General features: G+C 34.6%; 13 protein-coding genes and 1 other annotated feature. Of the genes, 5 read left to right on the forward strand and 8 right to left on the reverse strand.

From position 1 onward, the window contains the following. Positions 1–45: 45 nt before the first annotated feature. On the reverse strand, positions 46–318 hold the full coding sequence (locus ACFVRR_RS13105; RefSeq protein WP_098232550.1) for a hypothetical protein: 273 nt from the start codon (positions 316–318) through the stop codon (positions 46–48). A 119-nt stretch (positions 319–437) separates the two neighbouring features. On the opposite strand from ACFVRR_RS13105, the gene ACFVRR_RS13110 reads away from it, so the two are divergent. After that, positions 438–878 (forward strand): DinB family protein, encoded by a 441-nt coding sequence (locus ACFVRR_RS13110; RefSeq protein ID WP_387329044.1) that lies wholly within the window; start codon positions 438–440, stop codon positions 876–878. Positions 879–893: 15 nt separating this feature from the next. Then, positions 894–1,361 (forward strand): PH domain-containing protein, encoded by a 468-nt coding sequence (locus tag ACFVRR_RS13115; RefSeq protein WP_387329047.1) that lies wholly within the window; start codon positions 894–896, stop codon positions 1,359–1,361. 332 nt (positions 1,362–1,693) lie between these two features. Here ACFVRR_RS13115 and ACFVRR_RS13120 read toward each other — a convergent pair whose 3' ends face one another. Beyond that, entirely contained in the window at positions 1,694–2,308 is a 615-nt protein-coding gene (locus ACFVRR_RS13120) for a PH domain-containing protein (protein WP_387329050.1), read from the reverse strand. 315 nt (positions 2,309–2,623) lie between these two features. Between ACFVRR_RS13120 and ACFVRR_RS13125 the strand changes: the two genes are divergently transcribed. Further along, on the forward strand, positions 2,624–4,180 hold the full coding sequence (locus ACFVRR_RS13125; RefSeq protein ID WP_097978352.1) for an ABC-F family ATP-binding cassette domain-containing protein: 1,557 nt from the start codon (positions 2,624–2,626) through the stop codon (positions 4,178–4,180). Positions 4,181–4,243: 63 nt separating this feature from the next. Here ACFVRR_RS13125 and ACFVRR_RS13130 read toward each other — a convergent pair whose 3' ends face one another. From ACFVRR_RS13130 to argS, 3 genes are all read right to left on the reverse strand, one after another. Further along, on the reverse strand, positions 4,244–4,981 hold the full coding sequence (locus tag ACFVRR_RS13130; RefSeq protein ID WP_387329053.1) for a GDSL-type esterase/lipase family protein: 738 nt from the start codon (positions 4,979–4,981) through the stop codon (positions 4,244–4,246). Positions 4,982–5,143: 162 nt separating this feature from the next. Then, the gene (locus tag ACFVRR_RS13135) at positions 5,144–5,740 is read right to left on the reverse strand and encodes a nitroreductase family protein (RefSeq protein ID WP_098566227.1); all 597 of its coding nucleotides are present in this window, start codon (positions 5,738–5,740) and stop codon (positions 5,144–5,146) included. Between the two features lie 263 nt (positions 5,741–6,003). Then, positions 6,004–7,692, reverse strand: a complete 1,689-nt coding sequence (gene argS / locus ACFVRR_RS13140; RefSeq protein ID WP_387329057.1) for an arginine--tRNA ligase — start codon at positions 7,690–7,692, stop codon at positions 6,004–6,006. A gap of 42 nt (positions 7,693–7,734) precedes the next feature. Next, positions 7,735–7,956: a binding site (T-box leader), on the reverse strand. A 122-nt stretch (positions 7,957–8,078) separates the two neighbouring features. Between argS and ACFVRR_RS13145 the strand changes: the two genes are divergently transcribed. Both ACFVRR_RS13145 and ACFVRR_RS13150 read left to right on the forward strand, forming a co-directional pair. Next, positions 8,079–9,164 carry a tetratricopeptide repeat-containing glycosyltransferase family 2 protein gene (locus ACFVRR_RS13145; RefSeq protein ID WP_387329060.1) on the forward strand — a complete coding sequence of 362 codons (1,086 nt, stop codon included), beginning with the start codon at positions 8,079–8,081 and terminating at the stop codon, positions 9,162–9,164. 150 nt (positions 9,165–9,314) lie between these two features. Next, on the forward strand, positions 9,315–10,373 hold the full coding sequence (locus ACFVRR_RS13150) for a tetratricopeptide repeat-containing glycosyltransferase (RefSeq protein WP_387329063.1): 1,059 nt from the start codon (positions 9,315–9,317) through the stop codon (positions 10,371–10,373). A 22-nt stretch (positions 10,374–10,395) separates the two neighbouring features. Here ACFVRR_RS13150 and ACFVRR_RS13155 read toward each other — a convergent pair whose 3' ends face one another. From ACFVRR_RS13155 to ACFVRR_RS13165, 3 genes are all read right to left on the reverse strand, one after another. Further along, positions 10,396–11,769 (reverse strand): glycosyltransferase, encoded by a 1,374-nt coding sequence (locus ACFVRR_RS13155; protein WP_387329066.1) that lies wholly within the window; start codon positions 11,767–11,769, stop codon positions 10,396–10,398. A 231-nt stretch (positions 11,770–12,000) separates the two neighbouring features. Further along, the gene (locus tag ACFVRR_RS13160; protein ID WP_483867343.1) at positions 12,001–13,545 is read right to left on the reverse strand and encodes a hypothetical protein; all 1,545 of its coding nucleotides are present in this window, start codon (positions 13,543–13,545) and stop codon (positions 12,001–12,003) included. 206 nt (positions 13,546–13,751) lie between these two features. Next, on the reverse strand, positions 13,752–14,630 hold an 879-nt coding region (locus ACFVRR_RS13165; protein ID WP_387329068.1), incomplete at its 5' end, for an exosporium glycoprotein BclB-related protein.

Below are 14,630 nucleotides of genomic sequence, written 5' to 3' on the forward strand. Positions count from 1 at the left end.
ATTTGAAAACATCAAAAAAAAAAAAGCTGTATTCTAAACATATATTTAGAATACAGCATCTACTATAAATATAATGAAACCTAATAGGCTAGCAACTTGTTTTTGTTTTTTATATCGAAGCATCGGTTTAGATAATAAAAATAAACAAATCAAAAATCCAAAAGGGATCGGTAACCAAAATAACCTAAATGGTAAAGAAGCTAGTACATAATAACCGATCATTTGAAACCCAAGATTACTAACATCCCGCTTAATGGCATCTTTATAAACTGCTAACACTCCAATTAACAATCCGACATAAAGCAAAAAGATTAACATCAAGCCACCTCCAAGATTGTCCTACTAATAACCTATTCACCTATGGCTTGTCTAAAGACTCATAAAGAAAAATGTTTAAACATATTCATAACATGTAGAAACGAAGGAGGAATATTTAGATGAATAATTTAATGAACGAATATAGTAGTCTAATCCAATCTGTTCCAAAAATCATCAGAGCCTTATCGAATACAGATTTTAAACCAAATACTACAAAATGGTCTAAAAAAGAAATCCTTGGACATCTTTGCGATTCTGCGACTATGAATCATAAAAGATTTATAGATCGATTGTCATCTAATGATGAACTAGTTTTGGAGCTTTATAAACAAAATTCATGGGTAGAATTAAATGATTATCAAAATAGCTATACAATTGAAGAAATTCTTACTTTATGGACTGCCCTAAATTCACGTTTCATGAATGTGCTCGTAAACATTTCAGAAGACCAATGGAAACTACAATATATTAGTCAAAATGAAGAATCTGTTACATTAAGTTGGTTATTTACTGACTACATTGACCATATGAAGCATCATTTAAATCAAATATTAGGATAGGATCAAGGAGTCGGCATGAAATTTAAAGTGAAGAAAAACCCTCTATTAATCGTCCTAATTCTGAGCTTAATTCCCATCATTATTTCAGTTCCCATCATCAGCTTTATTGAAGCTGATCGCACAGGAATCATCATAAGTTTAGTAGTCTTTGTCTTTCTATTACCAATATTGATTGTTCTTGTTTGGGCATTATTCAACACATACCATGAATTAACCGAAACTGAATTCAAATCAAAATTTGGTTTTATAACAATTCTCATTCCATACAGTGAAATCAGAACAGTTACTTTCTCCAATAATCCAGTTTCATCACCTGCATGGACCTTCAAACGTTTAAAAATCGAATACAAAAAGTACGGATTTGCCTTACTTTCACTTCCTAAAGATGAAGAAGGTTTTTTACAAGAAATAAAAAAACGATGTCCCGATGCTACTATTTTAAATCGTCAAAAAGCAGAAGTTTTAATTAATTATGATCTTTAAACAAAGAAAACTCACAAGGTAATAAGATCCTTGAGAGTTTTCTTTGTTTAATATTGTTTTATTCCATCTTTCTGCTTTCTTACTTACTCATAAACCACTCATGAGGTACTATAATCCATTTTTCTGCTTTTTTACTTACTAATGAACCCTTCATGAGGTACTATAATCCATTTTTTTGCTCTTTTACTTACTCAGGAACCACTCATGAGGTACTATATTCAATCTTTTTGCCTTTTAACTTACTCATAAATCCTTATAATCACATTTCTCTAATCTAAGACACAAAAAGTCTCATAAGTACTTAGACTTATGAGACCTCTCTCTTTACATAATTAATTATTAATATACTTCTCAAATACCGATCCGAAATCTTTAACTTTGTATTGCTCTCTTGACTTCATTAACCATTCAAAAGCAGCTTCATTAATTTCTTTAAAACTGTTCACTAAATTATTTTCATTTGAAGTTACGCGGCCTAATGTTGTAGAAGCGATTTCGATGCTTTCTTTCGCATACCCTAGTGCTTTTTCGTTTTCATGACTAATTTCGGCAATCATTAGTAACGCTTTATATAGATCCTTAACTTGTTCAATATGTTTTTTATGAACATCAATCGATAACTCTCTACCACCAATGTTGAACTTAATTTCAACATCTAAATCAATTGTACCAGCTGTTTCAAGTAAAACATGTGTGATTTTATGAGTGTGATAATTATAACGATGAAGTGTACGCTTTTTACTTATTGCACTTGTACCGTCTAAATGAATTAAAGCTTTATTCGTAAAGCAATACTCATCTGATTTTGATTTAATTAAGAAATAAATTTTTTCATTATCTTCATGCATTACATAATCGTCAGAATCAACTTTGTCATAATTTTTCGGTTCAATAACACTACCTACATCACTTAAACCAAGCATATCTGCAGCAACTTTACCAAACATTAAACTTCCTCCTCGAAAATAGTAGGTATGGCTATTTCTATATTTATACGCCTTTAAAACCCACTTTTTGACTATTACACTTCTGAATTATACATTAAATACAAAAATATGGGGATAGGAATAGTAGGTGTATATGGATTTTTTTTCCTTTTTTTTAAACTCCTCTCGGTTCAAACCCGCCTCCCTTAAGTTATAGCTTAATTTACTGTTGAACACATACCCTGTTAAAGACTATAATTAGATGGTGACTGTTTAAATTACGTTCTTTCATAAAAGAACATTATTATATGAAAAATAGAGAAAAGGTGTCGATCTATGAGTATTTTAACTGTAAAAAACTTAAGCCATGGATTCGGTGATCGTGCAATTTTTAATGATGTATCATTCCGTCTATTAAAAGGTGAACATATCGGTCTTATTGGTGCAAATGGTGAAGGTAAATCAACTTTTATGAATATCGTTACTGGAAAATTACAGCCTGATGAAGGTAAGGTTGAATGGTCTAAAAAAGTACGTGTAGGTTATTTAGATCAGCATGCTGTATTACAACCAGGTATGACAATTCGTGACGTATTAAAAAGTGCTTTCCAATATATGTTTGATATGGAAAATGAAATTAATGATTTATATGTAAAAATGGCTGAAGCAACTCCGGAAGAAATGGAGAAAATGCTTGAAGATGTTGGTGTTCTTCAAGATACTTTAACAAATAATGATTTCTATATTATTGATGCTAAAGTTGAAGAAATCGGTCGTGGTTTAGGTTTAGAAGATATCGGACTTGATCGCGATGTAACTGAACTTTCTGGTGGTCAACGTTCAAAGGTTCTTCTATCAAAACTTCTTTTAGAAAAACCAGATATTTTATTACTAGATGAGCCTACTAACTATTTAGATGAGCAACATATTGAATGGTTAAAGCGCTATTTACAAGAGTATGAAAATGCATTTATTTTAATTTCACATGATATTCCATTTTTAAATAGTGTTATTAACTTGATTTATCATATGGAAAACCAAGAATTAAATCGATATGTTGGTGATTATGAAAATTTCAAAGGAATTCATGAAATGAAAAAATCACAATTAGAATCAGCATATAAACGTCAACAACAAGAAATCTCTGAACTAAAAGATTTCGTTGCTCGTAATAAAGCTCGTGTTTCTACTCGTAATATGGCTATGTCTCGCCAAAAGAAACTTGATAAAATGGATGTAATTGAGCTTGCACGTGAAAAGCCAAAACCAGAGTTCAACTTCAAACCTGCTCGTACTTCAGGTAAATTAATATTTGAAGCAAAAGATTTAGTGATTGGTTACGATGAGCCTCTATCTAAACCGTTAAATCTACGTATGGAACGTGGCCAGAAAATTGCTTTAGTTGGTGCGAACGGTATCGGTAAAACGACGTTAATGCGTAGTTTACTTGGAGATATTAAACCAATTTCTGGTGAAGTTGAGCGCGGTGAATTCCTTCACATTGGATACTTCGAACAAGAAGTAAAAAGTGATAATAATAAAACATGTATCGATGAAGTTTGGGATGAATTCCCATCATTTACGCAATATGAAGTTCGTTCTGCACTTGCAAAATGTGGTTTAACGACTAAGCATATTGAGAGTAAAGTTGCCGTTTTAAGTGGTGGAGAAAAGGCAAAAGTTCGTTTATGTAAGTTAATTAATCAAGAAACAAACTTACTTGTTCTCGATGAGCCTACTAACCATTTAGATGTAGATGCTAAAGAAGAACTAAAACGCGCACTAAAAGAGTACAAAGGAAGTCTTTTAGTTATCTGTCACGAACCTGAATTCTATCAAGGATTAGTTACAGATGTATGGAATGGCGAAAACTGGACTACTAAGGTGTTTTAAAATGATATTTATAAGAGAGTGTCAAAAAGAAATCTTTTTTGAACACTCTCTTTTTTTACAATATCAATCTAAATTTAATGCTGCTTCACCAATTTCAGCTAACTTTTTTTGCCCTTCTATTGTAGGGTGAATATCATTCTGTCTAACATATGTACTTTGACGATTATAGAAAGTTGAAAAAGCGTCTGCTATTACTATATTAGAGACCCCATTTGCTTTGAGAGCATTCACTGAATTGTTAATATTTTTGTTAATAATGTTGCTCAATAGGAAATTGCCTTGTCCATACATAGGATCTGTAGTTTGGAAAGGATTATATATGTTATATACTACAATAGGTGCATCAGTAAGAGATCTAATTTCTAAAATAGTATCCGATAAGTTCTTTAATAACACTGGTAGCATTGCACCAACTGATTGCTGTAGTTTAGTAGAATCTCCATTACTCGCATTGAGAGCTTGAAGAAGATCGTTGTTTCCAATATCTAAAGTTACATAATCAGCATGTCTAACTGCATCTCGATATGTATCATCATTCTTGATTGAGAACAACAATTGATCAGTCCTCCAGCCTGGAACACCTAAGTCACGAACTCTTAGATTAGCATCTTGTCCAATAATATATGGAAAAGCAACCTTAGAAGGATGATCATTATTTACACCTAAATTGTAACCAAACGTAATCGAATCTCCTAAAGCTACAAGTGATTTCTTTGCATTTTCACTCTGTGCCATAGCAGCGGTTGAAAACATAGTACTTGCTAAAGTTAAAGCAGAAATTGTTGTTAATAATTTTTTCATTATTAAATTCCTCCATTAAAATAATGTCTTTCAAAATGGATTATAATTAAAAACAATTACAAAAAGTGTCGAATTAAGCTACAAAACTTTTGGTAAATTTTAGGTAATGAAAAAAGAGTAATGCATTTTTATATACATCACTCTACATTTCATATTATTTGTTTAAGAAAGTGTAATATTTTGACTTAACTTAGAAGTCCATTCACTTGGATGTTTTCTTTTCTTTGTTCCTTTTGGCATTGAATTTATATAACCGATATGAAGAGCTCCTAAAATTTTTCGATTTTCTGGAATACCCATCTCTTTGTAAAATTGTTTATCAAAAATATAAGGATTTGTTCGCCATACCATTCCAATATTCTTTTCCCAAGCTGCTAATTGTAAATTTTGAACAAATGCACAGGTTGCGCCAATCGCTTCTAAATTTTTCTTTTCATTTTCTGAGTGGTCTGTCGTAATAATTAAATGCATAGGTGTGTCGATGATATATGTTTTAAAGAATTCCGTTGATTTTTTAATTTTCTCAACTGTATATGTTTCAGTTAATTCCATTCTTTCGTAGCTATCTACAATTTTTGAAGCATAATATTCTTTTTCTTTTTCTTCAGAAACCATAATGAATTGCCACGGCTCTTCTTTACTGTGGAAAGGAGCATAAGATGCTGCTTCAAGTAGCTCCATTAAATCTTCCATATTAATTGGATCCTTTTTTGTATCTCTAATCGTTCTTCTATTTTTAATAAAATTTAATATCGACATTGAACGTTTCCCCTTATCCTCTAAATATCTTAAATCCATTATAAATGTAAATGATAATCATTTTCAATAAAACTATTAAATTTTAATTGTTTTCATAGACTACGTTAATCTTTTTTCATTTGGATACATTGTTAATCGAAATCCTTACATAAACTATTTATATGTAATAAAAATTAGAAAGACTGTGTTTCGAGTTCAGTTCTACAATCAGTTCAAAAAGAAAACAGGTATTGAAGATAAAAATTTCTTCAATACCTGTTACTTTACATTTCTTTTGGAGCACGAATTCCTAATAATCTTAATCCTTCTTCTAAAACAATGGAAACAACTTTAATTAATGCTAATCTACTTTCTAATTGTTCATCATTTGTTAGAATATGAGTATTTCCATAATATTTATTGAAGCTTTGTGCCAAATCGATTGTATATTTAGCAATGACAGATGGCTCAAATTGTTCAAAACTACGTGTAACTTTATTAGGAAACTCAAGAATATGTTTTATGATGTCCCAACTATATGAATCATCTAGCCCATCTTGTTTAGTTAAATCCTGTGATGAGGCTTTATCTAAAATTGAATTCGTTCTCGCAATTGAGTATTGTACATATGGCCCTGTTTCACCTTCAAATTTTAGCATCTGCTCAAGTGAAAATTCGATATTATTCATACGATCATTTTTTAAATCTTGGAAAATGATTGCACCGACTCCAACCATTTTTGCAACTTCTTCTTTATTTTTTAATGTAGGATTTTTTTCTGCAATATTTTGACTAGCTAAACTAATCGCTTCCTCAATTACCTCTTCTAAAAGAACAATTTTCCCTTTTCGCGTTGACATTTTTTTACCGTTTTGTAGGATTAAACCGAATGGTACGTGTACCATATCTTTAGACCATTCGTAACCCATTTTATTCAAAACTGTATATACTTGCTCAAAATGTAATGCTTGTTCTCCACCAACTACATATATGGCCTTATCGAAATCGTAAGTTTCTTTACGGTAAAGTGCAGCTGCTAAATCTCTTGTTGCATACAATGTAGCTCCGTCAGATTTTCTAATTAAACATGGTGGTAAATCTTTTTCAGTTAATTCAACAACTTCGGCACCCTCAGATTCCACTAAAAGATTTTTTTGCTCTAGAAGTTCAATAACTCGTTCCATTTTATCATTGTAAAATGCTTCTCCGTTAAAGCTATCAAAGTTAACACCTAATAAATCATAAACTAACATGAATTCTTTAAGAGACTCATCACGGAACCACTTCCATAAATGCAGGGCTTCTTCATTTTTTTCCTCTAATTGCTTAAACCAGCTTCTAGCTTCTTCCTCAAGTTGAGGCTCTTTTTCAACTTCTTCATGAAATTTAACATATAATTTTAAAAGCTCTTTGATTGGATTTTCTTTTACTGCGTCTTGATTACCCCAAAGTTTATAAGCAACAATTAATTTTCCAAATTGTGTTCCCCAGTCTCCAAGGTGATTAATTTTTATTGCTTTATACCCATTTTTTTCAGCAATTTTAGCAATTGAATTTCCAATCATTGTTGAACGCAAGTGCCCCATCGAAAATGGCTTTGCAATATTTGGTGAGGAACAATCAATCGCAACCGTTTTGTCTTCACCAATTATTTGATTTCCATATTCCTTCCCTTGGCCAAGAACTAATTCAATTACTTGCTTACTTACTAGCTTTTTATTCAAAAAGCAGTTTACATACGGTCCGTTCGCTTCTACTTTTTCAATTAAATCATGATTAATTTGTGGTGCAATTTCCTTTGCAATCATAACCGGAGATTTTTTTAATGCTTTTGCTAATTGGAAACAAGGAAATGCTAAATCACCTTGATCTGCATAATTCGGTTTTTCGATAAGTGAGTTAATTTCAGTTAAAGTTAGTGATCCATTTAAAGCTTTTTCAATTTGTTCACTATACATTTTTACATAATTCATTCTGATCAATCCTCTCCAAAATATAAAAAACCCGTCTCTATCATAAGAGACGGGTTTAACTAATCCGCGGTACCACTCTAATTGTTCAAAAATATTGAACCAACTTTAAAATTTGTTAACGAGGTCTTCCCCGGCAAAGTCCTACTATTATTTCAGACTGCTTCTCCGAAGTGCGCTTCATCTTATTCTCTCTGTTAGGCTTCCACCATCCCCAACTCTCTACAAGAATCAAAATAAGATTACTCTCTTCATCTAAAAATTTTCAATATTCATTTTTTCCATTTAATCATATCTAATGTAGAATTTCAACATTAATCTTTTTTTGAACTCTATGAATGGCACCTTTTGTTGACAACCTTAATAACATAGAAATTGAGGTGGAATTCATGAAAAAAAAACCAATAACTTTAAGTCTTTGTATGATTGTTAAAAACGAAGAAGCTGTTCTTTCCAGATGTTTATCATCTGTATCTAATATAGTAGACGAAATTGTCATTATTGATACTGGTTCAACAGACAAAACAAAGGAAATAGCTAAAAAGTTTACAAATCTAATTTACGATTTTACTTGGATCAATGATTTCTCTGCGGCAAGAAACTTTGCGTTTTCTAAAGCAACCAAGGATTATATTATGTGGCTAGATGCTGATGATATTATCACTGATGAAAATGCAAAAAAATTACTTAAATTAAAAAAGTCATTAACTAAAAATGTCGACGCTGTCGGAATGAAATATCATCTAGCTTTCGATGAAAATGGTAATCCGAGCTTTAGTTCTGTACGTAATCGAATCGTTAAGCGAGAAAGAAACTTTAAATGGATTGGTTTCGTACATGAATATTTAGAAGTTTACGGCGAAATTATTCAATCGGATGCCGCAATTATTCATCAAAAAGACAAAGAGTTTTCTGATCGTAATTTAAAGATTTATGAAAATGCGATTTCTTCAGGAAATAAATTAAGTCCTCGTGACAAATACTATTATGCAAATGAATGTGTAGATCATCAGCTATTTGAGAAAGCAATTGAATGGTATGAATTGTTTCTTGAAGAAGGAAAAGGCTGGTACGAAGATAATATTCAAGCCTGTGGAAAAATGGCAGACTGCTTTTTTAATTTAAACCAATTGGAAAAAGCGATAAGTATTTGTCTAAGATCTTTTTCATATGATGGTCCCCGAGGAGAAAACTGCTGTCGTTTAGGATTTGTGTATCTTCAACAAGGTGATTTTACACGTGCTATTTCATGGTATAAACTTGCTACACTTGTTGATGTTCCTACAAGTAGTCCTTTTATTAATCAAGCGTGTTACACTTGGTTACCTAATCTACAGTTATGTCTTTGCTATAGTCGATTAGGCGATCAACTTACAGCTAGAAAATATAATGAGATAGCAGCAAGCTATGTTCCGAATAACCCTTCTGTTCTTCACAACCAAGAGTATTTCCGCTCATATTTTAAAGACCAATAACTCACCCTACCCATCTACTAACTTTATATTTCCGATCCTATCTGTTTAGTAAACTAATAGATGATTTGGAAACTACTAATTAAGTAAATCAACACAAAATTATCATCAATCAATTCAGACAAAATCAAAATTATAGAAAAGGGTGATAGCTTGATCACAGTCAGTTTATGCATGGTTGTACAAAATAATGAAGCCACAATTGAAAGATGTCTAAGTTCAGTTAGTAGCTTAGTTGAAGAAATTATCATCGTTGATATGAATTCCCACGATCGAACGATTGAGCTAACAAGACAGTTTACAGGCCATATACATGTCTTTGATGGTGTGGATGAAATAGATGCATTAAATTTTTCAAAATCTTTGGCAACAAAAGACTTTATACTTTTACTAAACCATAGTGAAGTTTTACTAGAAAATGATCGTTTAACATTTTCTAATCTAAAACAATCAATAAACAATGAAGTTTATAATGTAGCTGTCGATTATCAAATTGGTTGGGATGTAAAAAGTAAACAAAAAATTAGTAGATTATTTAAAAGGTTAAGTTCAAATAGTCATTCACCGGATATAAAAAATGAACAAACCTCTGAAACATATTCTACAAATCTTGTTATTACAGATCTTCCTTTTACACAAAATACAAAAGAAAATATTCAAATTTATGAACAAATGTTAAATAACAACCTCAATCTTTCAACAATGGATTTGTTTTATTATGCAAAGGAATTAAGTTCAGATCATCAACATGATCAATCAATAAAATATTTTTTAAAATTTTTGAGATTAAATCAACCATTTGAAGAACTTAATATTCTTGCATGTCATTATATTGCTAATTGTTATCACGAGTTTAATCTAAGAGACTTAGAAACTACTTGGTTATTAAAAGCTCTTAAATATGGCAATACTCACCCAGAAACATGTTGTAGATTGGCTTATACATTTTTTGAGAAAAATAATTTCAATTCAGCTATTTATTGGTATAAAGAAGCAACCTTAAATAAGGTGAACAATCGTTTGATTCTTCACAACCCATCATGTACTACTTGGCTACCACATTTACAGCTAGCTGTATGCTATGACAGAATAGGTAAATTACGACTTGCAAATGAGCACAATGAATTAGCCTATCATTTTTACCCAACACATCCAAGTATTCTCTCAAATAGAGAGTATTTTTCGAATAGATTAAATAACGAAGGCAGCTGAGGACCCCTCAACTGCCTTTTAATCATTTTTTCCTTATCAACAAGAGCATATTATATATTTCAAGATTTGAAGTTAGTTGTTCAAGATTTATTCCAAAACTATGAGCTAAATGAACTACTTCTTCAAAAAACAACTTAATATTTAAATCTACATTTATATTTTCATTCTTTGTCGTCACTTCAAATTGGTCAGTTGGAAATAGCGTATTAATTGTTTGAGGTGTGAAAAATCTAATATTTTCTTTTTTCAATATTCCAGCATGAATATAATTCCATTGGCCTTGTAGTAATTGAAAGAGAACTTCACCATGTGAAACATTTGGAACTCTACAAATAATTGAGCCAGATGGTTTTAATAGATTAGTGATTTCTTTTACGAAACTCCAAGGATCTACAAGATGGTTTACAATATTATCAATTATGATTAAATCAAAAAACTCCTCAGGGTAACTGTGGGGCACTTCGTCAATACTAATTGTATCAACTCTTTTATAAAATTGTGATGCAATTGAGGATAGTTCTGAATCACTTTCTGTTCCATATAATTCACATTTATATAGATTTTTAATTTCTAGACCTGTTGCCCCAGCTAAGCAACCAATTTCTAATACATTATTTATGTTACTTGGCACCATTTCAATAATTTCCGTCTTTGGATACCCAATATCTATTAAATTGTTTCCCCACTTTTCGATATACTTCATTCTATTTTCAATATATAGGTGATTTATATTAATATCACTATTTCCGTTGAACGTCATGTGCCCATAATGATGAACAAATGAATCTAATGCAATATGCAATTCATATCCTTCTAAAATAGTTCTTAAACAAATATCATCATCTTCAAATGAACCTAGTTTAAACCTTTCATCAAATCCTACTAATCGATCAATTAATTCGCGTCTAACTAATAAACAAAATCCTACTAATCTTAATACTTGCTTAGACATTCCTTTTACACTTGCACAATATCTTAATGAGAAATCATTAATTTCTTGATCATTTTGATAATCAACATTAATTCGCTGCAATCCACTTACATAATTACTTACAGGTCCAACCATGCCAATTTTATCATTACTATATAAAAGAGTAAGCATTGCATCTAACCAATTTTCTGTAACGATTGTATCATTATTTAAAAATAACAAGTTATCTCCTGTAGCGACTTTAATTCCTTGATTACAACCTTTAGCAAACCCCATATTGATCTCATTAAAGATTGTAATAAAAGAAGGATTATTCTTTAAATAATCTCGTGTGCCATCAGTCGAGCCATTATCAATAACAATGATTTCTACTTCATCTTCCTTTGTATATTTAGCAAGACTTTCAAAGCATTTTTTCGATACCTCGAGCTGATTATAAGTCAAAATAATAATACTAGTTTTCATTCATTAAACACCTTCTTAGTATCTCACTGCAATAGCAAGTATGATTTCTTTTAAATTCATGTATCTGAATAAATCATGCAATAATTACTATATTCAAGATGGAAATATTTGGTCAGTATTAATTATTTAATAAAAAAATCCTCATTAATTTATTCGAATAGATTACTATTGAATAATTAATGAGGACTGTCATCACCTTAATATTTGACTATTAATCTCTTAGAGTGATCATTAAGAAATACGGTGAACTGACCAAGTGATACCAGCTGTATTGTTTCCACCTAAAGTAAGCTGAACTGCCAATCCGTCTGCTTCATAGAAGAGACCAATCACATCTCCGGTTGTTAATTCTAAATCTCCAGTAATGGTGACAGTTCCATCTCCTAGAATTGCTCTTAAGTTCAATACTGCAAGTATATTTACATCTAAAATTGGTACTAAACCACTTATTAAGTCAGCAGTAGTAGGAGCAGTTCTACGTATTACAAAAGAAGGATTTATTCCTGCTCCGATAGCAGCCGTTAATGTTGCAGTTGTTGAATAGTTAATTGTTGCTTCAAAAGTATATCTTCCTGTAGCAGGTACTGTAAAATTACCAAGTGTTGGATTAAAAGCAGGTGAACTGAAATGTGGACTAGCAACACTCCAGTTAGTTAATTGAGCTGTAGTAGCAGTATTCACACTTGGAATGAATGCTGAGAATCCAGTTGAAGTTACACTCGGACCTGTTGCTCCTGCTGGGCCTGTTGCACCCGCTGGGCCTGTTGCTCCGTCTGCTCCTGTTGCTCCCGCTGGGCCTGTTGCTCCTGCTGGGCCTGTTGCTCCCGCTGGACCTGTTACTCCTGCTGGGCCTGTTGCTCCGTCTGCTCCTGTTACTCCCGCTGGACCTGTTGCTCCCGCTGGGCCTGTCGCTCCGTCTGCTCCTGTTGCTCCCGCTGGGCCTGTTGCTCCCGCTGGGCCTGTCGCTCCATCTGCTCCTGTTGCTCCTGCTGGACCTGTCGCTCCGTCTGCTCCTGTTGCTCCTGCTGGACCTGTCGCTCCGTCTGCTCCTGTTACTCCTGCTGGACCTGTCGCTCCATCTGCTCCTGTTGCTCCGTCTGCTCCTGTTGCTCCGTCTGCTCCTGTTGCTCCCGCTGGGCCTGTTGCTCCTGCTGGGCCTGTCGCTCCATCTGCTCCTGTTGCTCCCGCTGGACCTGTTGCTCCTGCTAGACCTGTCACTCCATCTGTTCCTGTTGCGCCTGCTGGACCTGTCGCTCCATCTGCTCCTGTTGCTCCCGCTGAACCTGTTGCTCCGTCTGCTCCTGTTGCTCCCGCTGGGCCTGTCGCTCCATCTGCTCCTGTTGCTCCCGCTGGACCTGTTACTCCTGCTGGGCCTGTTGCTCCGTCTGCTCCTGTTGCTCCCGCTGGACCTGTTGCTCCTGCTGGGCCTGTCGCTCCGTCTGCTCCTGTTGCTCCCGCTGGACCTGTTGCTCCCGCTGGGCCTGTCGCTCCGTCTGCTCCTGTTGCACCTGCTGGGCCTGTTGCTCCCGCTGGGCCTGTCGCTCCGTCTGCTCCTGTTGCTCCATTTGATCCTGTTGCTCCCGCTGGACCTGTTGCTCCTGCTGGACCTGTTGGACCTTGTGGACCTGTTGCTCCTGTTGGACCTGTTAGACCTGTAACTCCTGTTGGTGGTGGAGGACCTGGTGGCAGTGGTGCTCCCGTAGGACCTGTTGGAGCTGGTGGTAATGGTAAGACTGGTGGTAATTGTGGGCCTGGTGGGCCTGGTGGTATTGGCAAATAGATACACCTCCAAAAATATTTTGACGTACACTTTATACTATTTTTGTTGGACAAGTTTGTTTGGATTTTAATACTATTTCTATTAAAAATCCGCAAAAAAAACTCTACTTACTAGATTCAAAACTATCATTGATAGTCAAATATGATCTAGTTTAGTAGAGTCAAATTTTTAAGATTTATTTTTTACTATTTCTTTTTATTAATTAGTTTATAGCTACTCCTGCACTAGCATATCCAGTAACAGTATTTACAAGGCTAATACCGTTTGCAGTTGCAGTATATACCATCATTAAACGAGTTTGTGCAACAACTGGTATTGCTAAAGGTGTAGAAATACCGCTCGTGATTTGGCCTAATGTAAGCGGACCTACTAGAGCTGGTAAAGTGACGCTTGCACCTGCAACTGGAGTAAAGTTATTACTATTTACTGGTGCACTATATAATTGTGCAGTGACTACAATATTTGTTCCTAAAAGAGCCAAAGCTACTACGTTACTATAGGATGCTGAAATAGCCGTAATTATGCCATCTCTAGGCATTGAGAATGCAAAATCAAGTATTTCAGTTGGCAAACCAGTTCCTGTTAAATCAATAGCTGGTCCAGGAAGTAATGTAACATTCGGAATAGAACTTCCAAATCCTACAAGTCCAGCTGTTCCTGCTAATCCACCTAAAACTGTAGACATCACAATTGGTGCACCTGATGCAAATGGAATGATTGCACCTGTACCTGCTACACCAGTCGCTCCTGCTGGGCCTGTCGCTCCTGCTGCTCCCGCTGGGCCTGTCGCTCCTGCTGCTCCCGCTGGGCCTGTTGCTCCTGCTGCCCCTGCTGGACCTGTTGCTCCTGCTGCTCCCGCTGGACCTGTTGCTCCTGCTGCCCCTGCTGGGCCTGTTGCCCCTGCTGCTCCTGCTGCCCCTGTTGCTCCTGCTGGGCCTGTCGCTCCGTCTGCTCCTGCTGGACCTGTTGCTCCTGCTGCGCCTGTTGCTCCTGCTGCTCCCGCTGGGCCTGTTGCTCCTGCTGCCCCTGCTGGACCTGTTGCTCCTGCTGCTCCCGCTGGACCTGTTGCTCCTGCTGCCCC

The sequence above is a fragment of the Gottfriedia sp. NPDC057948 genome (genome assembly GCF_042887255.1).
Lineage (GTDB): Bacteria > Bacillota > Bacilli > Bacillales > Bacillaceae_G > Gottfriedia.